Source organism: Pseudarthrobacter sp. TAF60_1, from assembly GCF_052113505.1.
GTDB lineage: Bacteria > Actinomycetota > Actinomycetes > Actinomycetales > Micrococcaceae > Arthrobacter.
This window is the reverse complement of record NZ_JBFRDI010000008.1, coordinates 120060-146655: the sequence shown is the minus strand read 5'-3', so window position 1 is coordinate 146655 and position 26596 is coordinate 120060. Positions and strand designations below refer to the sequence as shown.

24 protein-coding genes, 1 other RNA gene and 1 pseudogene are annotated in these 26596 nt (G+C 65.6%); 13 read left to right on the top strand and 13 right to left on the bottom strand.

The window, feature by feature from the left end; translation table 11 throughout:
- Positions 1-235 precede the first annotated feature (235 nt).
- From AB4Y73_RS11460 to recR, 4 genes are all read left to right on the top strand, one after another.
- A complete protein-coding gene (locus AB4Y73_RS11460; RefSeq protein ID WP_441871606.1) occupies positions 236-562 on the top strand; it encodes a hypothetical protein in 327 nt (108 codons plus the stop codon).
- Between the two features lie 111 nt (positions 563-673).
- An RNA gene (gene ffs / locus AB4Y73_RS11455) (signal recognition particle sRNA small type) lies at positions 674-770 on the top strand.
- 62 nt (positions 771-832) lie between these two features.
- Entirely contained in the window at positions 833-4300 is a 3468-nt protein-coding gene (locus AB4Y73_RS11450) for a DNA polymerase III subunit gamma and tau (RefSeq protein WP_441871604.1), read from the top strand.
- 63 nt (positions 4301-4363) lie between these two features.
- The gene (gene recR / locus AB4Y73_RS11445) at positions 4364-4963 is read left to right on the top strand and encodes a recombination mediator RecR (RefSeq protein WP_164202505.1); all 600 of its coding nucleotides are present in this window, start codon (positions 4364-4366) and stop codon (positions 4961-4963) included.
- 6 nt (positions 4964-4969) lie between these two features.
- Here the strand turns inward: recR and AB4Y73_RS11440 are convergent, their stop codons facing one another.
- Together AB4Y73_RS11440 and AB4Y73_RS11435 are read right to left on the bottom strand one after the other, a co-directional pair.
- Positions 4970-6115: an ABC transporter permease gene (locus tag AB4Y73_RS11440; RefSeq protein WP_441871601.1), complete on the bottom strand. Its 1146-nt coding sequence runs from the start codon at positions 6113-6115 to the stop codon at positions 4970-4972.
- On the bottom strand, positions 6112-7083 hold the full coding sequence (locus AB4Y73_RS11435; protein ID WP_441871599.1) for an ABC transporter ATP-binding protein: 972 nt from the start codon (positions 7081-7083) through the stop codon (positions 6112-6114). The genes AB4Y73_RS11440 and AB4Y73_RS11435 overlap by 4 nt, the downstream gene beginning before the upstream one ends.
- A 217-nt stretch (positions 7084-7300) precedes the next feature.
- Here AB4Y73_RS11435 and AB4Y73_RS11430 point away from each other — a divergent pair, with 217 nt between their 5' ends.
- The gene (locus AB4Y73_RS11430; RefSeq protein ID WP_441871597.1) at positions 7301-8659 is read left to right on the top strand and encodes an aspartate kinase; all 1359 of its coding nucleotides are present in this window, start codon (positions 7301-7303) and stop codon (positions 8657-8659) included.
- A 106-nt stretch (positions 8660-8765) separates the two neighbouring features.
- Here AB4Y73_RS11430 and AB4Y73_RS11425 read toward each other — a convergent pair whose 3' ends face one another.
- Together AB4Y73_RS11425 and AB4Y73_RS11420 are read right to left on the bottom strand one after the other, a co-directional pair.
- Positions 8766-8981 carry a hypothetical protein gene (locus AB4Y73_RS11425; RefSeq protein ID WP_441871596.1) on the bottom strand — a complete coding sequence of 72 codons (216 nt, stop codon included), beginning with the start codon at positions 8979-8981 and terminating at the stop codon, positions 8766-8768.
- 132 nt (positions 8982-9113) lie between these two features.
- Positions 9114-9356: a hypothetical protein gene (locus AB4Y73_RS11420; protein WP_441871594.1), complete on the bottom strand. Its 243-nt coding sequence runs from the start codon at positions 9354-9356 to the stop codon at positions 9114-9116.
- A gap of 80 nt (positions 9357-9436) precedes the next feature.
- Here AB4Y73_RS11420 and AB4Y73_RS11415 point away from each other — a divergent pair, with 80 nt between their 5' ends.
- From AB4Y73_RS11415 to AB4Y73_RS11400, 4 genes are read left to right on the top strand one after another with little or no spacing between them, the layout of a single operon-like run.
- Positions 9437-9919 (top strand): MarR family winged helix-turn-helix transcriptional regulator, encoded by a 483-nt coding sequence (locus tag AB4Y73_RS11415; RefSeq protein WP_441871592.1) that lies wholly within the window; start codon positions 9437-9439, stop codon positions 9917-9919.
- 24 nt (positions 9920-9943) lie between these two features.
- A complete protein-coding gene (locus AB4Y73_RS11410) occupies positions 9944-10507 on the top strand; it encodes an SSI family serine proteinase inhibitor (protein ID WP_441871591.1) in 564 nt (187 codons plus the stop codon).
- Positions 10440-11417, top strand: a complete 978-nt coding sequence (locus AB4Y73_RS11405) for a 3-methyladenine DNA glycosylase (RefSeq protein ID WP_441871589.1) — start codon at positions 10440-10442, stop codon at positions 11415-11417. Before AB4Y73_RS11410 ends, AB4Y73_RS11405 begins: the two co-directional genes overlap by 68 nt.
- Positions 11414-11797, top strand: a complete 384-nt coding sequence (locus AB4Y73_RS11400) for a serine protease inhibitor (protein WP_441871587.1) — start codon at positions 11414-11416, stop codon at positions 11795-11797. Before AB4Y73_RS11405 ends, AB4Y73_RS11400 begins: the two co-directional genes overlap by 4 nt.
- Positions 11798-11925: 128 nt before the next feature.
- Here the strand turns inward: AB4Y73_RS11400 and AB4Y73_RS11395 are convergent, their stop codons facing one another.
- The 3 genes and pseudogenes from AB4Y73_RS11395 to AB4Y73_RS11385 all read right to left on the bottom strand — a co-directional run bounded on the left by AB4Y73_RS11395 (position 11926) and on the right by AB4Y73_RS11385 (position 19001).
- Positions 11926-14961: a S8 family serine peptidase gene (locus AB4Y73_RS11395; RefSeq protein WP_441871715.1), complete on the bottom strand. Its 3036-nt coding sequence runs from the start codon at positions 14959-14961 to the stop codon at positions 11926-11928.
- Between the two features lie 671 nt (positions 14962-15632).
- Positions 15633-18576: pseudogene (locus tag AB4Y73_RS11390) on the bottom strand (exo-alpha-sialidase).
- A 239-nt stretch (positions 18577-18815) separates the two neighbouring features.
- Positions 18816-19001 carry a hypothetical protein gene (locus tag AB4Y73_RS11385; protein ID WP_441871585.1) on the bottom strand — a complete coding sequence of 62 codons (186 nt, stop codon included), beginning with the start codon at positions 18999-19001 and terminating at the stop codon, positions 18816-18818.
- Between the two features lie 270 nt (positions 19002-19271).
- Between AB4Y73_RS11385 and purS the strand changes: the two genes are divergently transcribed.
- From purS to purL, 3 genes are read left to right on the top strand one after another with little or no spacing between them, the layout of a single operon-like run.
- The gene (purS, locus tag AB4Y73_RS11380; protein ID WP_066287204.1) at positions 19272-19523 is read left to right on the top strand and encodes a phosphoribosylformylglycinamidine synthase subunit PurS; all 252 of its coding nucleotides are present in this window, start codon (positions 19272-19274) and stop codon (positions 19521-19523) included.
- Position 19524: 1 nt separating this feature from the next.
- A complete protein-coding gene (gene purQ / locus AB4Y73_RS11375; protein ID WP_441871583.1) occupies positions 19525-20298 on the top strand; it encodes a phosphoribosylformylglycinamidine synthase subunit PurQ in 774 nt (257 codons plus the stop codon).
- On the top strand, positions 20295-22604 hold the full coding sequence (gene purL / locus AB4Y73_RS11370; protein WP_441871581.1) for a phosphoribosylformylglycinamidine synthase subunit PurL: 2310 nt from the start codon (positions 20295-20297) through the stop codon (positions 22602-22604). The genes purQ and purL overlap by 4 nt, the downstream gene beginning before the upstream one ends.
- A 78-nt stretch (positions 22605-22682) precedes the next feature.
- On the opposite strand, the gene AB4Y73_RS11365 is transcribed toward purL, so the two are convergent.
- Genes AB4Y73_RS11365 through AB4Y73_RS11345 form a run of 5 tightly spaced genes read right to left on the bottom strand, consistent with a single transcriptional unit; the run spans position 22683 to position 24947 of the window.
- Positions 22683-22976 carry a DUF503 domain-containing protein gene (locus AB4Y73_RS11365; protein WP_441871579.1) on the bottom strand — a complete coding sequence of 98 codons (294 nt, stop codon included), beginning with the start codon at positions 22974-22976 and terminating at the stop codon, positions 22683-22685.
- Positions 22976-23293: a putative quinol monooxygenase gene (locus AB4Y73_RS11360; protein WP_441871577.1), complete on the bottom strand. Its 318-nt coding sequence runs from the start codon at positions 23291-23293 to the stop codon at positions 22976-22978. The genes AB4Y73_RS11365 and AB4Y73_RS11360 overlap by 1 nt, the downstream gene beginning before the upstream one ends.
- Positions 23294-23323: 30 nt before the next feature.
- Positions 23324-23953 (bottom strand): hypothetical protein, encoded by a 630-nt coding sequence (locus AB4Y73_RS11355; protein WP_441871575.1) that lies wholly within the window; start codon positions 23951-23953, stop codon positions 23324-23326.
- A gap of 14 nt (positions 23954-23967) precedes the next feature.
- On the bottom strand, positions 23968-24516 hold the full coding sequence (locus tag AB4Y73_RS11350) for a DUF1990 family protein (protein ID WP_441871572.1): 549 nt from the start codon (positions 24514-24516) through the stop codon (positions 23968-23970).
- Complete coding sequence (locus AB4Y73_RS11345) at positions 24513-24947, bottom strand: MmcQ/YjbR family DNA-binding protein (RefSeq protein ID WP_441871570.1); 435 nt, start codon at positions 24945-24947, stop codon at positions 24513-24515. Before AB4Y73_RS11345 ends, AB4Y73_RS11350 begins: the two co-directional genes overlap by 4 nt.
- Positions 24948-24992: 45 nt before the next feature.
- Between AB4Y73_RS11345 and AB4Y73_RS11340 the strand changes: the two genes are divergently transcribed.
- On the top strand, positions 24993-26021 hold the full coding sequence (locus tag AB4Y73_RS11340; RefSeq protein ID WP_441871568.1) for an isopenicillin N synthase family dioxygenase: 1029 nt from the start codon (positions 24993-24995) through the stop codon (positions 26019-26021).
- A gap of 31 nt (positions 26022-26052) precedes the next feature.
- Here the strand turns inward: AB4Y73_RS11340 and AB4Y73_RS11335 are convergent, their stop codons facing one another.
- Positions 26053-26478, bottom strand: coding sequence for a CoA-binding protein (locus AB4Y73_RS11335; RefSeq protein ID WP_441871566.1), 426 nt, complete (start codon positions 26476-26478; stop codon positions 26053-26055).
- Positions 26479-26596 lie beyond the last annotated feature (118 nt).

Genomic DNA, 26596 nt, shown 5'->3' with positions numbered 1-26596 from the left:
AATTGGGCCCAGGTGGCCTCCGAGGTCGCGCCCGTTAACGTCAAAATGGACGCCCCCAATGCGCCCATTCCTACGGAATACCGTTGAGCTGCCGGGTCCGGCCCTCCAGCCAGGCCCCGCGGCTCACAATCTTGAGATTGCCCCAATCGGTGTACATACCCATGATCGGCCCTGGCCGCCGGATAAGCAATGAAAATCGCTCCCATTTACGCAGGCGCCTTGGCAGGATGAAACCATGACGCAGCTGCACGCACTGGTGGTCTATGTTCCCGAGCCCCAGGCGGAGGCCCTGCTCCAGGCAATCGGAGAGGCCGGCGCCGGCCGGATCGGAAACTATTCGCATTGCTCCTTTGTGGTGCCGGGGACGGGCCGGTTCACCCCGCTTGCGGGCGCTGAGCCCTTCGTCGGTACCGTGGGACAGGGCGAGCGGGTGCCTGAACTGCGGGTGGAGTGCGTTGTGGAGGAAGAGCTGCTCGACGCCGTTGTCATGGCCCTGCGCGCCGCCCACCCCTACGAGGAACCTGCGTTTATGACCTGGCCGGTCAATGGCTGGCGACGTTGAGGGACGCCGGCGGAGAGAACCGCCATCAGGGAGAACCGGCAGCGGGGTGAACCGGCGAAGCCTGCCTCTGACCCCGGTTCGAGCCCAGCCAAAAGTTCGGGTAAAGTTGTCTGCGGCCCCTCATGTGGCGTCATCCTGTTGAACTCCCCCAGGACCGGAAGGTAGCAAGGGTAAACGGGCTCTGGCGGGTGCATGGGGGGTCTTTACTATTCCCCCACAGGGCGACCAGGAGGAATCCTGATTGTCGGCCCGGATTGGTAGGGTTTTTACGTGACTGTTACAACCACCGCCCTGTACCGCAGATACCGTCCAGACTCCTTCGCTGACGTTATCGGGCAGGAACACGTCACGGAGCCGCTGATGACGGCCCTGCGCAAAAACCGGGTTAATCACGCCTACCTCTTCTCCGGTCCGCGCGGCTGCGGCAAGACCACCTCTGCCCGGATCCTGGCCCGCTGCCTGAACTGTGCCCAGGGCCCCACGGACACGCCCTGCGGAACCTGCCCCAGCTGTGTCGAACTTGCCCGCGGCGGGTCCGGCTCCCTTGACGTCATCGAGATTGATGCCGCCAGCCATGGCGGTGTGGATGATGCCCGCGACCTTCGCGAACGCGCAACCTACGCCCCCGTCCGTGACCGGTACAAGATCTTCATCATCGATGAGGCCCACATGGTCACGCCGGCCGGCTTCAACGCCCTCCTAAAGATCGTCGAAGAACCACCGGAACACATCAAGTTCATCTTCGCCACCACAGAGCCGGACAAGGTCATCGGCACCATCCGCTCCCGCACCCACCATTACCCCTTCCGGCTGGTACCACCCGAGCCGCTGATGGCGTACCTGGAACTGCTGTGCAACCGGGAAAATGTGCCGGTGGCCCCGGGCGTGCTGTCCCTGGTGGTCAGGGCCGGCGGCGGTTCGGTCCGTGATTCCCTGTCCGTGCTGGACCAGCTCATGGCCGGCGCCGGCGACAACGGCCTTGACTACGAGCTGGCCGTGGCCCTCCTCGGTTACACCCACGCCTCACTGCTCGATGACGTGGTGGAAGCCGTGGCCGCCTCCGACGCCGCCACCGTTTTCAAAGCGGTGGACCGCGTCATCCAAACCGGCCACGATCCCCGCCGGTTCGTCGAGGACCTGCTGGAACGCTTCCGCGACCTCATCATCGTCCAAGCCATGCCCGAGAGCGCCCAGGTGATCCTGCGCGGCATGCCGGCGGACCAGATCGCCCGGCTCCAGAACCAGGCGCACAACCTCGGCGCCGCCGAACTCTCACGTGCCGCGGACGTCACCAACACGGCGCTGACCGAGATGACGGGCGCCACCTCGCCCAGGCTGCACCTGGAGCTTCTCTGCGCCCGCATCCTGCTCCCAAGTTCGGAGCAGACCGAACGCGGAATTGCTGCCCGGATCGACCGCGTAGAGCGCCGACTGAACTACGCCGGGAATGACGACGGCGGGGCTGCCGCGCCGGCAGGTGCGCCGGTTTCGGCAGCACGAGCTCCTGCGGTCCCGGCTTCGGCGCCGGTGCGGGCTGCGCCCGTTCAGGCTGCACCCGTTCAGGCGGCACCTGCGCCCGCCGCGCCGCTTCAGTCGGCACAGGTTCAGGCAGCACCGGTTCAGGCAGCACCGGTTCAGGCTGCCCCGGTTGAGGCGCCCCCTGCTCCAGCAGCACCGGCGCCGGCACCGCGGGATCCCGCAGCCGCCGTTTCCTCAGCTCCCTCCTCAGCGCAGCCTTCAGCGCCAGCAGCCTCCTCCCACCTTGACCCGGCCCCGCAGCAGGCAGCTGGGCCTGATGATGCGAGGACGCCGCTGACGCCGCCGCGGGTCAGCACCAACGACTGGCCGGTGGACGAGCCCGCAGGTTCCCGTCGCCAGGCAGTGGCACAGCAGCGGCCTGCCCCATCCACGCCTTCGGCTCCCGCCGCCCCCGCTGCGATGGGTGACGTTGAGGTACTGCGCCGTGCGTGGCCCGAGGTCCTTCAGACACTGTCCAAGATCAAGCGCAGCACCTGGGCCCTGGTGGAACCGAACGCCCAGGTAGGCGCCTTCGACGGCCAGGTCCTGACACTTGCTTTCACCACAACTGGTTTGGCGGGCGCGTTCGGCCGGGCTGACCACTCGGAGAACCTGCGGCAGGCGATCCACAAAACAGTGGGCATCGACTGCCAGATCACGGCCGTTGCCGGGGGCGCCAACAGCTCAGCGAGCTCTGAGCCAAACCCAAAAGCACCGGTTAGCCCGCAAACCCCGCCAAGCTCGGCGGACGTCGCCTGGGGACTGGCCCGTGCAGGCAGCGTTGCCACGCCCCCTGTCCAGGCTCAGGCCCCCGGTTCTTCCCCGGCTGACCCGCCGGCAGGCACCCGCCTGGGTGCCCCTGCTGCCGCCCAAACGCCGGCGCCTGCCGCTGGTCCCGGACCCGCGCGCGCCGAACCGGCCGCCGTCGAGCCGGCCGCCATGCCGGCCGCCGAAGCTGCCGCGGATTCAGCCCAGGGCACATCCCCCACCCGAGCCGCCATGGGGGTGACCCCACCTGCTGCTGAACCTGCCGCGTTGCGCGGATCCGCCGTCGAGCCCGCAACCGAAGCGCCTCACCGGGGACAGGGGCCGGACCAGCAGAATCAGCTGCGTCCCACCGAGCCGGACGCCGGCTCGTACGCCTACTCCGACGATGACTGGGGTCCCCCGCGGGACGAGGACGCTCCTCCCCTGGAGGAGGAACCGCCCATGGACTGGGATCCCTCCGCTCCGGCCGCACCGCGACGCACTCAGTCGCAACCCGCGCCAGCAGCGGCCCAATCCGGCAAACCAGCCCGCGCTAACACCCGGCCGGCCGCCCCAGGCAGTATTCCAGCCACCGCCGGTGCTGCTGCAGCCGTGACCCCACCCGACACCTCCCATGACCCGTGGGGCCGCGCCGTCGAGCAGACGCCGGGCGTTTGGGTGGTCGGAAACGAGCCCAACGTTGGAAAGAGCCCTGCAACGTCCATGCCGGACGAAGCGGTTGCCAAGCCTGCCCCGGAGTACGAGCCCGCGACCGCCCAGATCCCCCGGGCTTCGGCCAGCACGCAGTCCGAAGCAGACGCCAGTTGGGGCCTACCGCCAGCATCGTCCAGCCGTTCCTCGGACCACCCTGAGGCGGAGATCAGTGCAGCGGACATCAGTGCGTCCGTCATGGGTGACCGCGAGGTCCCTCCTGCGAGCGTGGATGGAGCCGAGAGCACCGTTTCTTCGGCCGGTATCCCCGTGGCTCACGTCCCCTCACCGGCTGTGCCGGCACCGCGAGGCCCTGCCGCCGGGGGTTCTGCCGCCGGGAATTCTGCCCCCGCACTCGCCGGGCCGGGAAGCCAGGCTCCGGCGTCGGACCGGGAGGCACCAGTCCCGGAACGGGCCGAGGTCCGCGAGTACGCCATGGCGTCTGCGGCGCCGGCCCCAGCACAAACTCCGGCCGTGGCTCCGGCAGCCTTGCAGCCTGCTCCGGCGACGTCCGCCTCGGCGGCCCAGGCCCGGCAGAGCCTTTACCAGCGGCTGTCCAACAGCCCCGAAGCCGAGGCCGGACGTGCCAAGGCTCCGGCCCGCGTGGCAGCTGCGACTTACGTTCAGGACATCCCGAGCGCTGACGACGAAACCATCGAGGAATCGGGCGTCTTCGGGCGTGCCGCGGTCGAGCGTATTCTGGGCGGGAAGCTGATCGAGGAGCGTTCCCCGGACGGAACCCCGATCGTTCCCCGTTTCTAGTCACAGGCGCCGCCCGAGCACTTCGCTCAATTCATCATCCAAGCCAAACCAAAAGAGGAAAACGTGTACGAAGGTGCAGTCCAAGAGCTGATCGACGAGCTCGGACGCCTTCCCGGTGTAGGTCCCAAGTCCGCCCAAAGGCTGGCATTCCACATCCTCGAAGCCGACCCGCAGGATATGAAACGCCTCGTCGAGGCCATCACCACGGTGAAGGAGCGCGTGAAGTTCTGCACCGTATGCGGGAACGTCACGGAGCAGGAACTGTGCAACATCTGCCGGGATCCCCGGCGTGACCCATCCGTCATCTGTGTGGTGGAGGAATCCAAGGACGTCCTGGCGGTGGAGCGCACCCGCTCCTTCCGCGGCCGGTATCACGTACTGGGCGGCGCCATCAATCCCATCGCCGGGGTGGGACCCGAGCAGTTGCGGATCCGCGAACTCCTGACGCGGCTGAATGATGGCGCCATCCAGGAAGTCATCATTGCCACCGACCCCAACCTCGAGGGTGAAGCGACCGCGACGTATCTTGCCCGCATGCTGAAGACAATCGGCATTGCCGTCACCCGGCTCGCCTCCGGCCTGCCTGTGGGCGGCGACCTGGAGTACGCCGACGAGGTCACCCTCGGCCGCGCGTTTGAGGGCCGCCGTAACGCCCTGACCTAGACCGGCTCAGGCGATGCGCGTTCCCCGCGCAAGCCGGTGGGCGGGGGTGCGCAGCGAGCGCCTGCCCAGCCACATCAGCAGGCCGGCGAGCAGAAGCTGCAGACCCAGCCCCAAAGGCCACAGAGGCGTGGACTGTGCCAGGTACCGGGGCTTGGCTTCACCGTTGGCACACGGGTAGGTCCCCGCAGGCCCTGCCATGGCGTAGCGCGCACCCTGGCTGATGGTCTCAATGGCCCCCACCGGTGATGTCATGCCGTAGGCGTTGGCGGTCCGCACGGGGTACGGGATGGCATCGGCCACCACCACGTAGGGGTTCATGGCGAGCATCCAGGCCACCCGGTCAGTGTGCACGGCCGGCTGTGGCCGCAGGGGCCCGGAGCACGTATATTCCGCTTCCATGGGCGCGGGTTGCTCCTCCATCGGTACATATGGGGAGTAGCTGCGGTACTGCGGCTGGTTGGCCATGATGGTGCCCTGCGACAGCCCGGTGCCCAGACCGAATGCGATAAGGGAGCCGAACACCAGTCCGGCCACCGCAAGGTAGGTGACCACAATCGAGAACAGCGGGCGGCCTGCGAGCGCGGAGATTCCGACGCCGGTTGCACACACCACGCCCAGTTCCACGGCCAGCATCAGCAGTGCCACCACCACGTGGCCCGGCGTCATGCCGCCAAGGGCAACGCCAATAATCAGGAAGGGCGTGCTGGCCACCAGGAATGCCAAGGCGGCCGCCCAGGCGGCGAAGAATTTGCCCCACAGGATCTGCCCGGGCCTGAGCAGGGTCACCTGCAGAATGGCGAGGGTGCCGCCGGCACGGTCACCGTTGACGGCATTCGCAGACAGCGCAGGCGCCACCAGCAACGCGAAGAGCAGGACAAAGGCCAGCACCACCTCGAAGATCATGGACCCGGGCCCCGTCTCCGGTGGCACGTAGCTTGAATAGGACCGCTGCGCTTCGCGCTGGGCATTCCAGGCGGCCCACGTCAGCCAGGTCACCAGGCCCGTCAGGATGAACCAGATGCCGAGCATGATGTACCAGCCGCGTGAACGGAGGCGCTGCTTCAGTTCAAGGACCACCACGTCCCGGATGCCGCCGAGGTAGCCCGCGCCGCGGGCTTGTGGACGCTGAGTTGTTTCTGCCTGTTGGCTCATCGCCGCTCCCCCTCGAGGTTCATGTAAGTCTCCTCCAGGGCACCCGAAGCGGGCGCGAAGGACCTGACCGCGACACCGGCGAGCACCAGGTCGCGCAGGAGGCGGGCGGCGTCGTCGTCATTCATCAGCATCAGGCTGACGGCCGGCCGGCGGCCGTCCTCCACCCGGAACGTCAGGCCCAGTTCAGTGAGCTTGGCGGCGAGCGCTGACCCGTCAGTTGCCGAAATGGCATAGCGCCGCCCTGCGGCGGCGGCCTCGTCGGTGGTTTGCTGCCGGATAGTCCGTCCGCGGTTAACGAAAACTGCGGCGTCGGCAATTTCGTCAAGCTCGCTGAGCACGTGCGACGAGACCACAACGGATTTTCCTTCCGCCGCAAGCTGCCGCAGCATCATCCTCAGCTCCACGCGGGATCCCGGGTCCAGGCCGGACGCCGGTTCATCCAGGAGCAGGACGGACGGATCGTGGATCAGGGCGCGGGCCAGGCTGAGGCGCTGCTGCTGCCCCCGGGAGAGGACCCTGGCCGGCTGGTCGGCGAGGTCGCTCAGGCGGACGCGGTCCAGCATCTCCGTGACCCGCTGCGCAATCCCGGCCTTGGGCAACTGGTAGAAGCGTGCCATCTGGGCGAGGATCTCGCGGGCCGTCAGGGATTCCCACACACCCAGTGTGTCCGGCATCCACCCGATCTGCCTGCGCACCTCGGCACGGTGGTGCTGGGGATCAAGCCCCTCCACCGTGATGGTGCCGGAATCCGGCGCCAGCAGTGAGGCCAGCATCAGCAACAGCGTCGTTTTACCGGCCCCGTTGGGCCCGATCAGGGCGGTAACCTTTCCAGCCGGTGCATGAAAATCCATATGCTCGACGGCGTGTACCTGCCCGAAGCTGCGGCTCACCGCCGTCGCCGTAATACCGCCGGCCTCAGGGTCCCCCGGCCGCGCCGGTAAATCCATGTGGTCCTGATTTGCTGTCATTCCCCGAGCACCTGTCCCCCAAGCCGTTGCATGCATACTGACTATCCGAGACTACGCTCGAGGGCGTCGGCGCCGTATCCGCCGGAAGGCTGAGATTCGGTCACAATTCCGCCCGAGCCGCCAGCGGCGATAAACTGGGCTGACACGTCACGCCGTCCAGCCGCTATGGCCGTGCCTGACCCCCAGGAACTCCGATTGATCCAGTGAAGGTACGCGCATGAGTACGCCCACTTCCGAAGTGCACGCAGCCACGCAGCAACAGACGCTGCCCGAAGGCGCTGCCGTCACCAAACAGCTGATCGTGCAGAAGTTCGGTGGTTCGTCCGTGTCGGATGCCGACGGCGTCAAGCGCGTCGCCCGGCGCGTCGTGGACGCGCAGCGAGCCGGTAACGAAGTCGTAGTAGTGGTCTCCGCGATGGGTGACACCACCGACGAACTGCTGGACCTCGCCGGCCAGGTCACCGATTCTGCCCCCGCCCGCGAGATGGACATGCTTCTCTCCGCCGGCGAACGCATCTCCATGGCCCTGCTGGCCATGGCCATCAACAAGCTGGGCGCCTCCGCACAGTCCTTCACCGGTTCCCAGGCCGGCATGATCACGGACGGCATCCACGGCAAAGCCCGCATTATCGACGTCGACCCGCACCGCATCCGCACATCCCTGGACAAGGGGCACATCGCCATCGTGGCCGGGTTCCAGGGCATGAGCCGCACCACCCACGAAATCACCACCCTGGGCCGCGGCGGCTCGGACACCACCGCCGTCGCTTTGGCCGCCGCTCTGGAAGCGGACGTCTGTGAGATCTACACCGACGTGGACGGCATCTACACCGCCGACCCTCGGGTGGTTCATTCGGCCCGGAAGATCGACACCATCTCCAGCGAGGAAATGCTGGAGCTTGCCGCCTCGGGTGCAAAGATCCTGCATCTGCGCTGCGTCGAGTACGCGCGCCGGTTCGGCGTGCCCCTGCATGTCCGGTCCTCATTCAGCCAGAAGGAAGGCACCTGGGTCATCCCCAGCGCCGAAGACAAGATCACCACTCAAGAGGGAGTTGCCTTGGAGCAGCCAATCATCTCCGGCGTTGCGCACGACCGTTCCGAAGCCAAGGTCACTGTTGTGGGCGTGCCGGACATCCCAGGCAAGGCCGCCGCCATCTTCCAGGTCATCGCCGACGCCCACTCGAACATCGACATGATCGTGCAGAACGTTTCCACGCACGGCACGGGCAAGACGGACATTTCCTTTACCCTCCCCATCGTTGAAGGCGCCGAAGCTTTGGCCGCGCTCAAGGCTGCCCAGCCGAACATCGGCTTCGAGAACATCGAGTACAACGAGAAGATCGGCAAGCTGTCTCTCATCGGGGCTGGCATGCGCTCCCACCCCGGCGTCTCGGCAACATTCTTCAAGGCCTTGTCCGACGCAGGGATCAACATCAACATGATCTCCACTTCGGAGATCCGAATTTCCGTTGTCACGCACGCAGACCTGCTCGATGACGCTGTCCGGGCCATCCACAAGGCCTTCGACCTGGACAGCGAAGACGAGGCCACGGTGTACGGCGGCACCGGCCGCTAGGCGCGTCTGGGCTTAAAGAGCAACGCAGGGTCATTTTCGGCCCGATAACCTTGGTTTATCGGGCCGAAAATGACCCCGCGTTGTTTCTGCGTCAGGCGCAGGGGGTTCAGACCATCTTGTCCATATCTTCGCGGCGAACCGCGTAGTGATGTCCCTCGGTATCCGTCTCCACTACGAAGTGCGACAGATCCTCGTCAGAGGCCTGTTCGAAGTCGTCATGCCTGTGGACCACGGGTGCATCCGAGTCAAGACGCGTTGCCGGTCCGAAGACAAAACGGAGCCTGTCGGTCACGTGCATAAAACCAGTGAGCGCGTGTCCCATAATTTCCACCCCCTTCCCGCATTACGGGCGAAAGAGCTACTGACCCCTCGTGGAGCCAGTGCCCTTATTTTACGCCCGAAGCCCAAAAAAGGACCGGCAGGTGCCGGCCCAACCGGGGCGGCCAGACGGTGTTCAGCGCAGGGACTGGTCGCCCGGGTTCCGGGGCACAACATAGGTGCTGCCGTCGGGGCGGGTGACTGTTTCCCACTGTTGGCTTTCCCGCTCACGCTGCACCAGGAGAGCCCGGTTCTCTTCGGTCATGTCATGGACCAGGGAACTGCGGTTTGCCGGGCCGAAAATGACCCTGAGTTTGCCGGTGGCCCGCATAAACCGCTGGGACGCGCTGCCCCTGTCCGCTGATTTGCCCTTCCCCATGGAAGTGAACCCTTCGATAGAACCAATTACTCCGTCCAGTGTACGCTAATAATTAGTGCACTAACTATTGGAGGATTGTGATGACGGCCGTATCCGACGCCGCGCAGCTTCAGGACAACGATCTCCTGCTGGAGCAGCAGCTCTGCTTTGCGCTCACCGTGGCTTCCAGAAGCGTAGTAGGCGCCTACAAGCCGGTCTTGGACAAGCTGGGCCTGACCCACCCGCAGTATCTCGTGATGCTCTGCCTGTGGGAGTCGGCCCCCCGGACGCTGCGGAACATCAGTGAAGCCCTGGCCCAGGCACCGGCAACCATCTCACCGCTACTTCGGCGGCTCGAGGAAGCGGGGTTCATCACGCGCCAGCGGGTGGACGGAAATGAACGCACCTTGGCAGTGGGCCTGACTCCCGCCGGCGCCGAGCTGCGGCAGCAGGCATTGGCGGTCCCAGGCATCATGATGAACCGGTTGGGCCTGAACCGCGAGCAGGTGGGTGAGCTGCACAGCTCAATGATGGCGCTTATTGCCGCGACGGCGGCGGACCATGCGGACGCCGGCAGCGCGTAAAATGGCAGCAACCTAGGAGGGTTCATGCCTTTGCGAACAGTACGGCCATTCTTGGCGATTCTTGCCGTGGCCGGGCTCGCCGCGTGCACGGCCACGCCCGATAATTCCGCCCCATCTTCCGGCGGCCCGACGTCCAGTTCCTCCGCCTCCCAAGGCACCTCCAGCAGCCCGGCCCCGGACACCGAGACCACCGCTCCCGCGCCGTCCCCTTCAGCACCCCCGGCCCCGACCGCCGGTCCCGGCGCCGGCAACGCCGAGCTTGCCATCATGGTGAAGCTGTCTCCTACTGAACCGTCCGTCAGCTACACCCTTGTCTGCCGGGACGGAGTGCCCGCAGCGGAAAGCAAACACCCCAAGGCCGATGCCGCCTGTGCGGCCCTCAAGAAGAACGCAGCCCTCCTCAGCCCTGCTCCAAAGAATGCGGGCCGCGTCTGCACCGAGCAGTACGGCGGCCCGCAGACCGCGACGGTGACCGGCATTGTTGACGACACCCCTGTGGATGCGGTTTTCGCCCTGACCAATGGCTGCGAAATTGCAGCCTGGACAGCAGCGGAGGACGTTCTGGGTGCCACCGGTGGAGCAGCTTAGCCTGCTGACGGACGCTGGCTGGCGCATCCGCGAAGAAGCGCACCAGCAACGCGTCCGCCGCTACTCCGATCCTTACCTTGCCCGCCGTTCGGCGGGACGGAAGCACCCCGTGGAGGATTTCCTCTTCACCTACTACACCCAGAAACCCGGCCAGCTGCTGCGCTGGCACCCGGGCGCCGGCGTCGTACTCACCGGTGAAGGTGCGGCCGCCCGCAGCGGGTGGAAGCACTACAGAGCGCTCGACGACGGCGAACTCGCCGCTGCGGGGCTGCCCTCGGGGAGCGTGGCGGTCACCTTTGACCGCGGCGCCTTTTTGGCTGACCGGCGTGAGGCAGTGGCGTTCGCGGACATCCTTCTCCGCGGAACCGCGGCCCGGCCGGCCCAGTTCGGCTGCTTCGGGCTGCACGAATGGGCCATGGTCTACCGCCAGGAAAAATTCGACCTGCGTCACGAGTACCTGCAGCTGAGGCTGGGTTCCGAGGGTACGGACAAGGTGGTGGAGGACAACCGGATCCGGTGCTCACACTTCGACGCCTTCCGGTTCTACACGCCTGACGCCGTCGGGCGCAACGAACTGACGCCGAGCCGCGAAAACCAGCGGCACATGGAACAGCCCGGGTGCCTGCACGCGAACATGGACCTCTACAAGTGGGCCTACAAGCTGCTTCCCGCGCTGTCCAGCGAGCTGGTCATGGACTGCTTCGAACTGTCCTGGCGGATCCGCGCCATGGACATGCAGGCCTCGCCGTATGACCTCGAAGAGTGGGGCTACCCTCCCATCGCCATCGAAACACCCGGGGGCAAAGCTGCTTATGTGGAGCACCAGCGGGCCTTCGCTGCGGAGGCAGCAGTACTCCGCGGGCGCCTGGCCCAGGCACTGGCCCCGCTTTCCGCGACGGCAATCCCGTGACCGGCCTGGCGACCCCTGAACCCAGGGACAGTGTGGACCTGGCTATCAGGCTCCGGGAGGAACCCGATGCGGGCGAATACCTATTCCGGCTGGTGGCAGCTGGCGGCAGGGTCCTGGACGGCTCCACCCTCCCGGCATCTGCAGCCGCCCTCGCGGCTGTAGAGCGCTTCGGTGAGGAGATCTTCTTCCCCAAACCGGGACCGCCCAGGCTCTGCACACAGCAGTACGGCGGACCCCAGGTGGCCGAAGTCACCGGAACCTTCCACGGACGCCGGGTGCAGGCGGTCTTCCGGCGGACCGACGGCTGCGAGATCGCCCTCTGGAACTCCCTGTCCGCACTGCTGGGCGGAACACCGGGAGCCGGGCAGTCCGCGACGTAAAGAGTTCATGTCATCCATGGGGTAGCAAAGAAAAGCGTCCCGGCCGCAAACGCTGGCCGGGACGCTTTCTGTCCTGCTCTTTCGTGCTGTCTAGCTATTGGTGCTGTACTCGCGGTCAGCCGGCTAACCTAGCTGGCCGGGACCCTGTCCGCGGGCACCATCAGCGGGGCACCTGCGGGGGCCCCCGCAGTACCTGCGCCCACCCGGACGTTGACCAGGGTCTTGATCCCGTTTTCCCCAAGCTTGAGGCGGGACAGGTAGGAGCCCTCCGAGAGCCCCATCCAGTTCAGCGTTGCTGTCGTGGCTGTTCCGTTGGGTGCGACGATCGGATTCGGATTGACCTTCAGGTTCCCGGCGTCACCCACGGCGGCGGCCGCCTGGACCGTTGCCTTGGCGGCACCCTTGTCCGGTGTGGAGTACAGGTTGGCCACGATGAAGTACGTCCCGGCCTGCGGCGACTCGAGCTCCAGGAACTCACTGGCCGCCGCCGTTGCCACCTGGGTGGCCACCAGCCTGCCGGAAGCGTCCGGTGCGTAAACCACCATGTCCCAGTCGGCGTCGTTCGTTTCCGCCTGCACGCCGATGCGGGCGTAGGTGGCGCCTGCCGGAACCGTCACGCTCAGCAGCGCATTATGCGCATCGTTGGCTGGTGCATACGCGCCCGGCATCTTGGAAATGGCAGCCTGGCTCATCGGAGCAAGGCCCTCAACTTTCACGGCTAGCGGAGCATCGGAGCCGGACACGAGGTCCATGGTTCCGCTGCCGGTGCCGGTAGCGGAACTGAAGGAGAAGGACGGCGCGATCCGCGCATCCACGGGCCGCACGGCCATGGGTGAGGTGACTGTCCGCGGGCCCTTCCACGTCAGTGTGCCGGTGGTGAACTTACCGACTGGGGCGCTGACGTTTCGGATGGTGAGGGTCACTTCGCGGGTCTGCCCTGCCTTGGCGAAGTTCAGCGTCTGGGGTTCAACGGTGACGCTGAAGCCGGGCAGCTCCACCTGGGGGCGGTACATGCCCGGAACCAGAGCCGTCAGCTTGCGCTTGACCTGCACTTCGCCCACCAGACTGCCCACGGCAATGGACGGCAGGTTCAGGTCCTGGGCCGCGACCGTCCCGGCTTGGGGCGTTGCTATCCCTTGCCCGTTCAGGAACCCCAGCCAGTCCTTGACACCGGAGTCATAGACCAGGCCGGGATCGAGTACGCGGAGGGAGTCGATGTGGCCGGCGCCGCCGTCGAACGGATTCCGGTTGGGAGTGCCGTCAGCGTTGACCAAGGGGTAGGCGGTGGTCATCATGGCGGACTTGACCGTCGCAGGGCTCCAGTTTGGTTGCTTGCTGAGCACCAGCGCGCCGAAACCGGCGATGTGCGGTGCTGCCATGGACGTCCCGGACATAAACCCGAACTGGGCGCCCTTGTTGCCGATGGTGGAAACGCCGGCAAGGACGTTGACGCCGGGAGCGGAAATGTCGGGCTTGAGGAGGTCGCCGCCAGAAGCCAGGGTGGGGCCCCGGGACGAGAACCCGGCCACCTGCGGTGCGGGAGGCAGCGGCTCCCCGGTGAAGTCGCCTTTGACAAGGCTGACCGTCAACGCCGAGTTACCGGCGAGCTTGGACTTCAGTTCCAGGCTCTTGGGCGCATTCACGTGGACCGTGGGGAGGACGTGGTTGTCGGCGTCTTCCGAGCTGTTGGTGAGGTTGACCAGGATCATGCCCACACCGCCCTTGTTCTGGACCTCAAGGCTCTTGGCCGTCCGGTCCACCACACCGCGGTCGCAGACGACCACCTTGCCGGCCACCTTGGCCGCATCGAGGGTGCCGGGGCCGCACAAATTGGGGTTGGCCGCACCTGCGGCTGCCGCGTTCGCGGCAACAATGACGGGCTTGTCCGTGACCTCGGTCTTCATGATGGAAGCCCCGCGGTACAGGGTTCCGTCCGAGACCTTGACGGTTCCGAGCAGTTCACTGGGAAAAGTGGACGCCGCCACCGTGGTCAGCCACGGCGACGCATGGTTGACGGTGGACGCGCCCGGCCCGGAGTTGCCGGCGGAGGCAGCAATGAAGACTCCGGCCGCGGCAGCATTAAGGAACGACAGCGCCACTGGATCAGTGGTGCTGTCCGTGTTGCCTGAGATGGAGTAGTTCAGGACATCAACGCCGTCCGTGATGGCGGCCTCAATGGCTTCGACTGACGCTGAGGAGTAGCAGCCGCCGGTCGCCGGGTTGTTATCCTCCCAGCAGATCTTGTAGACCGAAACCTTGGCGGCGGGTGCCACGCCGGAACTCTTGCCGAAGCTCATACCGTCGAGCACCTGCTCGACGTTGGCGTTGCCCGCGGCCGTTGTGGCCGTGTGCGTGCCGTGGCTGCCTACGTCCACGGGGGAGATCAATTCCTGGGGGGCGCGGTTTTCCGGCTTGACGAATTGCAGGAAGGAGTCCGCGAAGTACCTGGCGCTGACTACCTTGGAATTGCAGAGCGTCCCGTCGAACGCCGCACCGGTGCCTACACCCTTCTGGCATTCGCCTTGGAACGTGGTGCCATCAGCTTTGAGCATCGCGATGTGGCCATCGGCGGTGCGGTAGGGCACGCCGATCTGTGCCGGGCCGCTCAGAGGCTGGACCGGCTCACCCTGCAGGAAAGGGTTGTCCGGGGCATAGCCGGAGTCGATGACACCAACAACAACACCCTTGCCGGCGTTCTCTTCGCCGCCGAACCGGGTCTTCCAGGCACCTTCCGCGCCGGTGAGCTTCAGGAAGTCCGTGGTGGTGTAGTCGGGGGCATTTTCGACGTCGGGCTCAACCGCCAGCACCCTGGCGTCCTTGGAAAGTTCGGCTGCCTGCGCTGCCGTTAGCTCTGCCGTGAACCCGTTCAGGGCGGCCGTGAACTGTTTCGACGGCGTCACTCCCTGTTGGGCGGCCACGTCCTGCTGCGTTTTGCGAAGGTGCGCATCGTAGGCCTTGTAGTTAGGGCTGCCGGCATCAAGCTTGCGGCCGTTCTGTGGCTTGGTGGCCAGCAGGCCCGGGGTCTCCCCTTCATAGGCGGCCGCAGCCTTGGCTGCGAGGACCACAATGTAGCGGCCATGCTTGAAGTCGCTCGCCGCAGACTTCTGTGCGGTTATTGCCGTATTCAGCCCGGCGGGCGCCGCGGTGGCGGGGCTCATCGCCATCGAGGTGAGGAGCAGCGGCAAGCCAACGGCGAATGCCGTCACTTTCCGGAGTCCCCTGCCCCGGACGGGGCGTTTTGCAGTTGGTTTCACGAGCGACTACACCTTTCACGAAGAACGGCCGGCCAGGTCGCCGGTCTGGAGTAGCTGGAACGGCATATCGCATTACAGGTCTTGTAATGCTGTGACCAGCCGTTACAAACAGTACAGACTGAGAGCTGAATATGACATAGAACACATCCGCGTTTTGTCGTCAATCATCCATCTTTCAGGCTGACACTGGAAGAGCGGCCGGGGCCTTCGTGGTTCCCCGGACTATGAGGCGAGTTGGCAGAACCAGGGGCTGTCCCGGTTGGGAGCGCGCGCCCCGGCAAATGCCAAGAGGTTGGTCACCGCGTGTCGAAGCCGACCACGCTGACGTCCATGGAGGGGAAACCGCGGCTGCACGGCCCTCGGCGTAATGGCGGGCAGGCTTCAGGCCAACAACGACCACCTCCACTCATCCATGAGAACCGCAGAATAGGACGTACCCGATCCCACAATCGGTTACTTCGCCGTGTCAACCAATTGACAGTTGAGTCACCTCTATTCTGCTAGTACGAGAAAAGGCTCCCTCGCGGCCCGGACCCGACGTCCGGCTCGCGAGGGAGCCTGGGTTCTTATGCTCAGCGGGCTCAGCCCTTGGGCGTCACCTGCAGCCGGTCGAAGGAGACCTGCCTGCCGTCCTTGTCCAGCACAACCACGTCGTCGCGGCCGTTCTGCACATCGGAGGGCAAGATGAACTCAACCGTGTTATCGATGGTGGGAAAGAGCCAGCCGATTCGGTGGCTCTTTTTGTTCAGGTACACGTAGTACCACTGGCCATAGTCGAGGCCCTTCAGGGTGATTTTCTGGCCGTTGCGGTACTTGTCCAGCGTGCCAAGATCGAAGGGAGCCGATTGCTCGTCGAGGTCCTGGACGGTCAGGACCGGGTCTGTTTCGGGTTGTGCCGGCTTCAGGTTCAGAACCACCTCGCCGCCGGATACTGTGGCCTTGACGGATTTGGCACCGTTGGAAGCGGTGGCTTCGAACGAGACGGGACCGAGCTTGCCCGCCGCAATGTCGTCTGCGGTCAGGATGTGCTCGCGTGTTGTTATCACGGTGCCGCCTACAGCCAGGGCGTCCTGACTGATCCCTGCGTCCGGGGCGCTGAGTCCGGTCAGTGAGACGTTGCCGGCGTTGCCTACCGTGTAGGTGTACGTGATGGTGTCGCCTGCGCCTGCGAAGCGGTCGCCGTCGACGTCGTTCCACTCCGAAGCGACCGTACCCGCCAACTGGGCATCGCGAACCTTCAGATCCACTTCACCGCCGTCCACCGTGTACGTCCTGGTGGTCTGGGCCGCGGCGCTGACTTGCCACGTGGTCTTCGGAACGAAGAAGCCCTGTTCGGCTTCCTCGGCAGATACGGTGCGGCGTGGCGCAGGTGTAGCCCTGGCCGGCAGGCAGAGCGCTGTAGCGGCAGTTTCCCGGGCCTTCGGGGACGAACGGGCTGAAGTTGCCTGCGGTGGGCACCACCTTTTCCACGAGCGGGCTCGTGTTGCTCACGCTGAACGTGTAGGGGAAGACGTCTCCGGCCGAGTAGGGCTGGGTGGCCAGATCCCGCCCCGCGTCGCCGCGGGCGCCGGCGATGCTGGCGGAAACCAGACCGTCACGCAGTGCCACGGCAGCACCGGTGAACGGAACAGTCTTGGTGAGCGACGGCGTCGCGCTGGCCGTGATAGCGAAGTTCGCCTGCGGTACGAAGTAGCCGCGCTCGATGTCCTCGACGGTCACAGTGTGCTTGGCCGTAGTGCAGTTGTAGGAGGCCCCCGCCGCCAGGTTGTTGTACCGCCGACGGCGGCAGGAAACCTGCGTCAAAGGTCCCGGAGACCGGTACTGAGTTAGCCGTGACATTCGCCGTGCTCTTGACGTTGAAGGAGTAGCTCAGCACCTCACCCACTTGATAGGGGCTGGCGACGACATCGCGGGTGGGGGCGGTTCCGGTGATGGTGAGGTTCACCTGCGGGGCCGCCGGAACGGTGGCGGTGAAGGTGAACTGCGAAACCCTGCCATCCGCCGTCGTGAATGCCGCGTTGAGGTTTTGCGGGCCGCTGGCGTTAGCCGGGGCGGTCAACGCAACGTTGACGGTCACCGAGGCGCCTGGCGCGACGTCGGGCACGGGCACCGTCGTGGCTGTCCAGCCGCTGGGGGTGTATACCGTGGCGTTCGCGCCGGAGAGTGCCGTGGCTTCCTGGTTGGTGACCGTAACCGCTACCTGTGAGGTGGCGCCGGGCGCGGTGGTGACGGCGGGGACGGACAGCGGGGCGCAGACGTAGTTCAGCCAGGCGTCGTTGAACCTCGCGAACTGGATGTCGTCCGTGTAGTTGCCCTCGTATAGGACGCCGAACTTGCCGTCCTCCAGCCGGGACACGGTGGAGTACGCGGAGAAGCCGGAGCGGATGGTGCGTACGCCGGGCCAGGTGGCGCCGTCGTCACAGGAGATACGGGCAGAGACGTTCTCGCGGCTGGTCTTGGAGTTGGAGTTGGTGAAGATGAGCTTCCTGGCCTCGGCCGAACCCTGCTCTGCGGCCGGGAACATGCGGGCAATGGCAGCGTTGTTGGCCGGGTCCGGCAACTCGGTGTCCTGGGTGACGGGCCCGTAAGTGGCGCCGCCGTCAGTGGAGATAGCCACCTTGCGGTAGCCCTGGTTGGCATTGTCACGCGAGTTCAGCAGCACGCGGCCATCGGAAAGTTCAACAGTTTTGTTTTCGTCCATGCGGTCACCCACGTTCCCTTGTGCCAGGTGGCGCCGTGATCGTCCGAGTAGACGCTGTAGGCCTGGATCTTGTTGCTGCCGTCTGCCTGGCGGACATCGCCGGCGTACTGCTGGATGAGGCGGCCCTTGTACTGGCCGTACTTGAGCTGGATGCCTTCGCCGGACGACGCAAAGTTGGAGCGGACATCGCCGGCCACGGGGCTTGTCTTGCTGGTGCCGGGCTTGGTGACGTTGGTGATGAGCCGCGGCTGGGTCCAGGTGACGCCGCCGTCCGAGGACTCGATCACGGCCGAGGAGATCACACTGCGGTCGGCGTCGTTGTTGCCGAACTGGCTGCCAGAAAAGCCTTGGTCCTTGGAATAGACGAACAGTGCGAAGACTTTGCCGGCCTCGGCATCGTAGATGTAGGAGGGGTCGCTGTAGCCGTACTTCGGAGTGGCGGCATCGCCCACAAATCCTGCGGCAATGATCTGCACGGGGCCCCAGGTCTGGCCGCCGTCAGTGCTGCGGCGCTGCACGATCGAGTTGGCATTGGGGGCGTCCGCGGCGCTGCCGGGGCGGCCGTCCCAGGCGGCCAGCACAACCTTGTTGCCAAGGTACGTCAGGGCGGGGATCCGGTAAAAGAAGTTGGCCGGGGTGCGGTCGGCACCAAGATTGGCCTCGGTGAAGCTGCCCGGCGCTGACGCAGGGTCGCTTGGCGGGATGGGAGCCGCCTGGGCGGGGATCCCGGGTCCTGCCAGCAGCGCCAGCGCTACCAGGCCGGCTCCGGCTGTGCGGGCAAGCTGCCTGCGCCTGCTCCGTTGGGTGAAAATTCGCAAATCCATGTCCTTTCAAGGCGCCGCAATATGGCGGCCGAATCGGGAGAGAGGGCCGTGCGGGCGGCGGGACACCAGAGGCATACAACCTGCCACGTACGACGTCCTACGACCATAGTTTGTAGAGCGTCACATGGCTAGGAGTTTCTGCAAGACGACGAGGGTGAGCGCCCGGGAGCACACGCAAAAGCGGGCGCCCCGCCAAGGGACGCCCGCTTCAAAAGCTTGCTGGTTATGTGCCCGGCGGCCTACTGCCTGGGCGTGCGCACCACGTCGCTGATCCACTGGCGGGTCTTCTCGTCCACGGGTCCGGCTATCCGGTTGTCCCGGGCCGCCCTGTCGGCCTTGATCTTCTGCATGACCATGCGGCCCAACCCGGCGAAGACGGCAGCGGCGACCAGCGGCAACAGTACGGATTTCGGTTTCTCAGCCATTCCGCCATCCTAGTGATGCTGCCCCCGCGGGGCCAGAGCCGCCGTCGTTATTCGTGCACCTGCGGGACCTTACCGGGCGTGACAGTGACGGAGCCCACCGAATACGGGGTCCAGCGCTCCGGCCGGTAGAATGGGCTTGCAAGCTCGCGGAGCGCCCGTCCTCACTGTTAAACGACCATGTTTGAAGCAGGTCACCGAACACTTGGAACGGCGTAAGACGGCACCACTCCGCTGCGCCCTTACCCAAAGCTCACGCACAGGAGTTGCCGGATGCCCCGGATCGTTGTTGACGTCATGCCCAAGCCCGAGATTCTGGACCCGCAGGGAAAGGCCATCGTGGGTGCACTCCCCCGTCTGGGCTTCACCGGCTTTAGCTCTGTCCGCCAGGGCAAACGTTTCGAACTGACGGTTGACGGCGAGGTGACGGACGCAATCCTGGCCCAGGCCCGCGAAGCCGCCGAAACCCTGCTGTCCAACCCCGTGATCGAGGACGTCGTCAACGTCGAGGTCGTCGAGGCCTGACATGACTGAACTTCCCCTGATCGGCGAAGCAGTCGCCGTCGCTGCGGAGCGCAGGCTCGCGGGTGCCAAAATCGGCGTCGTCACCTTCCCCGGCACGCTGGATGACCGCGACGCCGCCCGCGCAGTCCGTCTCGCCGGCGGCACCGCAGTGCCGCTCTGGCACGCGGACACCACACTCGGTGACGTTGACGCCGTCGTGATTCCCGGCGGTTTCTCCTACGGTGACTACCTCCGCGCCGGCGCCATCGCCCGGTTCGCGCCGCTGATGTCCAAAATCATCGACGCCGCGAACTCCGACGCCAAACTGCCCGTCCTGGGCATCTGCAACGGCTTCCAGATCCTGACCGAGTCGCACCTGCTGCCCGGTTCCATGATCAAGAACGACCACCTGAAGTTCCTGTGCCGCGACCAGGTCCTGCGCGTGGAGAACAACAACACCGCCTGGACCCTCGACTACGAGGCCGGCCAGGAAATCACGGTGCCGCTGAAGAACCAGGACGGCCAGTACATAGCCGACGAAAAAACCCTGGACGCCCTTGAGGCCGAAGGCCGCGTAGCTTTCCGCTACGTGGGCTTCAACCCCAACGGCTCACGCCGCGACATCGCCGGAATCTCCAACGCCGCGGGCAACGTGGTGGGACTTATGCCCCACCCGGAGCACGCCACCGAGGTCGGTTTCGGCCCCGAATCCCTGGACGGAATCGGCGGGTCAGACACCGACGGCCTCGGCTTCTTCACCTCCGTCCTGAACAAGATTGTGGGAGGCGCCAAGTGACCACGGAAACCACCAAGAAGTTCAACATCGACACCGTCGAGAACGCTGCCAAGACACCGGACACCGAACTGCCCTGGGCCGAACTGGGCCTGAAGCAGAACGAGTTCGATGAGGTAGTCAAGGTCCTGGGCCGCCGCCCCACCGGCGCCGAGCTGGCCATGTACTCCGTCATGTGGAGCGAACACTGCTCCTACAAGTCCTCGAAGAACCACCTGCGCCAGTTCGGCGACAAGGTGACCGAGGAGATGAAGAAGGACATGCTGGTGGGCATCGGCGAAAACGCCGGCGTCACCAACCTCGGGGACGGCTGGGCCGTCACCTTCAAGATCGAGTCCCACAACTCGCCGTCGTTCGTTGAGCCCTACCAGGGTGCGGCGACCGGCATCGGCGGCATTGTCCGCGACATCATCTCCATGGGCGCCCGCCCGGTGGCCGTGATGGATCCGCTGCGCTTCGGCGCCATCGACCACCCGGACACCGCCCGCGTCATGCATGGTGCTGTGGCCGGCATCGGCGGCTACGGCAATTCGCTGGGCCTGCCGAACATCGGCGGTGAAATGGTGTTCGACTCCGTCTACCAGGGCAACCCGCTGGTCAACGCGCTGGCCGTTGGCGTCATGCGCCACGAGGACATCCGCCTCGCCAACGCTTCCGGCAAGGGCAACAAAGTGGTCCTGTTCGGTGCCCGCACCGGCGGCGACGGCATTGGCGGCGCCTCGGTGCTGGCTTCGGAGTCCTTCGACGACACCAAGCCGTCCAAGCGTCCCGCCGTCCAGGTGGGCGACCCCTTCGCCGAGAAGGTCCTGATCGAATGCTGCCTGGAGCTGTTCAAGGGCTCCCTGGTTGAGGGCATCCAGGACCTCGGCGCAGCAGGCATCTCCTGCGCCACGTCCGAGCTCGCCTCCAATGGCGACGGCGGCATGCAGGTTGAGCTGACCTCCGTCCTGCTTCGGGACCCCACGCTGACTCCGGGCGAGATCCTGATGTCCGAGTCGCAGGAACGCATGATGGCCGTGGTTACCCCGGAGAACATCGAAGCCTTCGAAGCTGTGATGGACAAGTGGGCCGTGGAATACTCTTGGCTCGGCGAGGTCACCGACACGGGCCGCCTGATCATCACCTGGGACGGCGTAGTCATCGTGGACGTTGATCCGCGCACCGTGGCACACGACGGCCCGGTCTACGACCGCCCGTATGCCCGCCCCTCGTGGCAGGACTCGGTCCAGACCGATACCTTCACCGGTTCCGTGCAGGACGCCGGCCGCCCCGCCGCCCCCGCGGAACTGGCTGCCGCAGTCACCGAGCTCGTCGCCTCGCCGAACATGTGCAGCAAGGCCTGGATCACCAACCAGTACGACAGGTACGTTGGCGGCAACACCGCCATGGCGTTCCCGGACGATGCCGGTGTTGTCCGCGTGGATGAGGAAACCGGCCTGGGCGTTGCACTGGCCACCGACGCCAACGGCCGCTACACCTACCTCGACCCGTACTACGGTGCGCAGCTGGCCCTGGCCGAGGCGTACCGCAACGTGGCCACGTCCGGTGCCGTGCCGATGGCCGTCAGTGACTGCCTGAACTTCGGTTCCCCCGAGGACCCGGACGTCATGTGGCAGCTCGCCGAAGCCATCCGCGGCCTGTCCGACGCCTGCATGGAGCTGGGCATCCCGGTCACCGGCGGCAACGTCTCGCTCTATAACCAAACGGGCACCACTCCCATCCACCCCTCCCCCGTGGTGGCAGTGCTGGGCAAGCTCGACGACGTCGCCCGCCGCACGCCGTCGGGCTGGCGGGAAGATGGCCAGGCGATCTACCTGCTGGGTACCACGGCCCCCGAGCTGGACGGCTCTGAATGGGCCAACATGCGCGGCCACCTCGGTGGACAGCCCCCCAAGGTTGACCTCGCCGTCGAACGCGCACTGGGTGAAATCCTGATCAACGCCTCCCGCGACGGCATGGTGGACTCCGCCCACGACCTCTCCGAAGGCGGCCTCGCGGCAGCCCTCGTGGAGTCCTCGCTGCGCTACGGCGTCGGTGCACGGATCGCCCTGCAGGATGTCATGGACCGTGACGGAGTGGACCTGTTCACGGCACTGTTCTCCGAGTCCCAGGGCCGCGCCGTTGTTGGCGTGCCCCGCTCTGAGGAAGTCCGGTTCCAGGACATGTGCACCGCCCGCGGCTTTGCCCACCTCCGGATCGGTGTGGTGGACGCGGCCAGCAACACGCTGGAGATCAACGGCGTGGACACCCTGTCCCTAGACGCCCTCCGCGAAGCCCACGAAGGAACGCTGCCGAAGTACTTCGGTTAGTCCCTCCTAGAACCAACACGGGGTCACTTTCCGCCCAATAATCCCTCTGGGACGGGCGTTAAGTGACCCCGCGTTGGTTTAATCTTCGCTGCGGAGTTCCCGCTGCCTTGAACTGAGCAACTCAATTTCCGGCCGCGCGGCCACGAAGCGTTCGACGGCGGTGAGCACCTCCACGAGGTGCGCCCGGTCGGCTGCCACCAGCCCGGCGCCCACTTGCGAGCGCCGGTACTGGTCGTGGTCCCCCACCTCGGCTACGGACACCTCGAAACGGCGCTTGAGCTCGGCCAGCAGCGGCCTGATGACGGAACGCTTCTCCTTCAGGCTCTGGACATCGCCCAGGAGGATGTCGAATTCAATCCAGCCGATCCACATCAGATGGCGAGTTCTCCCATCCGGTCCCACCCCTCGCCGTCGAGCTGTCGGCTGATGATCCGCGGGGTTTCGGCCAGGGCCTGCGGCATGTCAGCCATGGCCTGCTTGAAGTGTGCGCTGTTGACGTGGTCACCGGCGGCGTCATCCTTGAAGGCTTCCACCAGGACAAACTCGTTCGGATCATCCACGCTGCGGGACCAGTCGAACCAGAGGTTGCCGGGCTCCTCCCGGGTTGCCTTGGTGAAGTCATCAACGAGGCCGAGCCAGCGCTCGGACCAGTCGGGCTTGACCTTGAACTTAACCACGATGAAGATCATGGGATTTCCTTCCGTTGGGTGATGATTGAACTACTCAGCCGCAGCCATGTCGAGTTCACAGGCGAGGATGGCCTCGCGGGCCTGCTGCTGTTGGGCACGGGTGCCGGCCTGCTCGGCCCACTGCTCCGCCAACTGGAACTCCACCAGCGCCTGAGTGAACCGGCCGGCGGTGTGCAGCATCCAGCCCAGGTTGTTGTGCAGCCCGGCCATCCAGCGCCGGGTGTGAGGATCATGGGCGGTGGAGGCGTATTCGAGTGCACTTCTTGTCCAGGATTCCGCGTGGGCGGAGTCCGCCGCGGCGAGCATAAGCAGCGCGTCCACCACGAGGAATTCCTCACCGAGGTGGTCCCCCAGTTCGGCGGCCTGTTCAAACAGCGGCACTGCCATGGCCGCGTGGCCGCTTGAATTCAGGAGCCGCCCACGCTCAAGCAAAATACGGACTCCGACGGTGGGTTCGTCCTCGCCGTCAATCGCATCCAGCAGGGCATCGGCTTCCTCATAGCGGCCCTGCAGGCCTATGGCCCGGCCCAACTGCGTGGCAAGTTCGGCTTTTTCGTCGGTGTTGTAGGTCGGATCGGCGAGGGCGTCCCGGAAACGCTGTTCGGACAGCTTGGGATCCTCAAAGTTCCAAAGGCGGTCAAGGGTCACTTGGTCCAGCATGTACCTTCTCCTGATCAGCTTTCACCTGCGGCGAGTTGGCGTGCCCCTTCAACGTATCGCGAAGTGACGTGCCTCTGCGCCGCACGCGTGACCGGTGCGCCGGCGCGGAAGAACCAGTTGGAGGGTTTGCTGAAGGCGGTGATCTTCAAAAACACCCGTCCGGTGGCGTCGATCTCCACCTCGAACGCTTCCTCGCCGCGCGCGGGATGCCCGGGGAGTGTCCCGTAGCCGAATCCCGCAGACTGCGGCCCTTCGCCCGATACTGGCCGCCGAACCCATACCACTTCGCAGGGTGCGTTAACTCGGAATGGTCCGACGCCGAATCCGCTCACCACGCGCGTTCCGGGCCGGACGACGTCGGACTCTGCCCGGACGCGCAGCCCGGACCTGCGCTGCAGCTCCCAGGTCAGGATTCCCTGCGCCACCCGGCGGTAGAGCGCCATGCCGTCGCCAAGGTATGCCTGGGACACCAGGGACGGGTACCCCTCCGGTGGCCGGCCATTCTCCGTGGCGCCGACACCGGGATAGTCGAGCCGGCCGCCCACCAGGCGCTTTTCCTTCATGCCCGTTCTCCCGGCAGTGCCGGCGTCGAAGCGGAGCCGGACAGCCGGGCCCAGCCGAGCTGTTCCTGCTGTTTCCGGCTCAACGTGGCCACCACCAGGTCGTAGGAGTCCTCCACCATGTCCCGGACCATAGCATCCGGGAGGGAACCGTCCAGCCGCACACCGTTCCAGTGCGTTTTATTCATGTGCCACGCGCCGGTGATTTCGGGGTGGGCGTTCCGCAGCTGTTCTGCCAGGGCAGGTTCGCACTTCAGGCTCACGGACAGGTCACCGGCATCGAGCGCGGACGCCGCGAACATCTTCGCTTCGTGCCGGGCTCCCCCGGAAACGGCGGCGCGCACCTTGAACACGGAAGTTTCCGGCCCGAAGGGAAAATCCTCGAAGGCGCCCGGAAATGACAGGCAGAAGGCCTTGAGTTTGGCTGCATTCATGGAGCGAGCCTACAAAGCCCCACCGGCCGGTGCTAGTCTGCGAAGATGTCACCTGATCAGGCAACCATTCCCGTTCTCGACATGAGCGCCGCCCGCCAGCCGTACGGTTCCTTCAGTCCGGAATTCATTGACCAGTTGCGGGACGCTGCCCACAATGTGGGGTTCTTTCAAATTACCGGCTACGGAGCCGCGCCCGGCCAGGCCGAGGAGCTTCTCGCCCTCATCAAACGGTTCTTCGACCTGCCGCTCGAAGAACGGATGAAGCTGGACAACAGACTCTCACCACATTTCCGCGGCTACACCAGGATGGGCACCGAGGTCACCCAGGGCAGGGCCGACGCCCGCGAGCAGATCGACTACTCCCCCGAGCGGGAACCCGTCCACGATTACCCCGCGGACCAGCCCTACTGGCTGCTGCAGGGCCACAACCTCTGGCCGGACGAGGCCCTGCCGGAGCTCAAGGCCGCCGCCATGGCCTGGGCCGAGCTGATGTCCGAGGTCGGCATGGAGCTCCTGCGCGGCATCGCCGTGGCCCTCGGGCTGCCGGAGGACCACTTTGATGAGCCTTTCGGGGATGAGCCCGCCTGGATGGGCAAGCTGGTTCACTACGTTGGCGGCGTGGTGGAGGCAGCCGGCGATCAGGGTGTGGGCTCCCACGCCGACTACGGTTTTGTCACCCTGCTGCTCCAGGACGAGGTAGGCGGCCTGGAGGTACTGCCGCCGGGAACCACCGAATGGGCACCTGTTGAGCCGATTCCGGGGGCACTGGTGGTGAACCTGGGCGAGATGCTGGAGGTGGCCACGGAGGGCTACCTGGCCGCCACCATCCACCGGGTGCAGGCACCGCCGCCAGGTGTGGACCGCTACTCCGTCCCGTTCTTCTGGTCCCCGCGGCTGGACGCGGTTATCGACCCCGTGCCGCTGCCACCGGAACTGAAGGCGCAGGCACGCGGGCTCTCGGACGATCCGAACAACCCCATGCTCGCTTCATTCGGACTGAACATGCTCAAAGGCCGCATGCGCGCGCACCCTGACGTCACCGAGCGGCACTACCCGGAACTGATGCAGCGCTGACACCTGGTCCTGCGCGGGCTCATGGGTCCAGTCAGAGGTTGTATTTCCATGCCTGCTGCGCGGGGCAGACGTTCATCACCACATCGAGGCCAGCGGCTTGCGCCCGTTCGGCCGCGGCCTCGTCAATGACACCCAGTTGAAGCCATACTGCCTTGGCACCGGCCGCGATCGCCTGGTCAACCACCGCGCCGACTTTCTGCGAATTCACAAAGCAGTCGACAACGTCGATAGGCTGCTTTTCTGCGGGGATATCGCCGAGGGTGCGGTACCCCGTTTCGCCGTGCACGGCATCTCCCGGCAGATTTACGGGGATGATCTCCATCCCCAGCCGATCCCGAATGAAGAGTGACGTATCGTACGCAGCGCGCCACTCATTGGTCGTCAGGCCCACGATGGCCCAACGCCCTTTGTTTCGCATGAGGCGCTCTATAACAGCAGGATCGTTGGTGTGGCCCATGTCTCCAGCCTACGCCGCTTTCCCAGAGCACCGGTTGCCGAATTTGTGGCAGGTCTGCACGCGTCCTCAGGCATGTGAACGAACATTACGCGGCGTGAGTGGTGATTTGGCTTGCTTG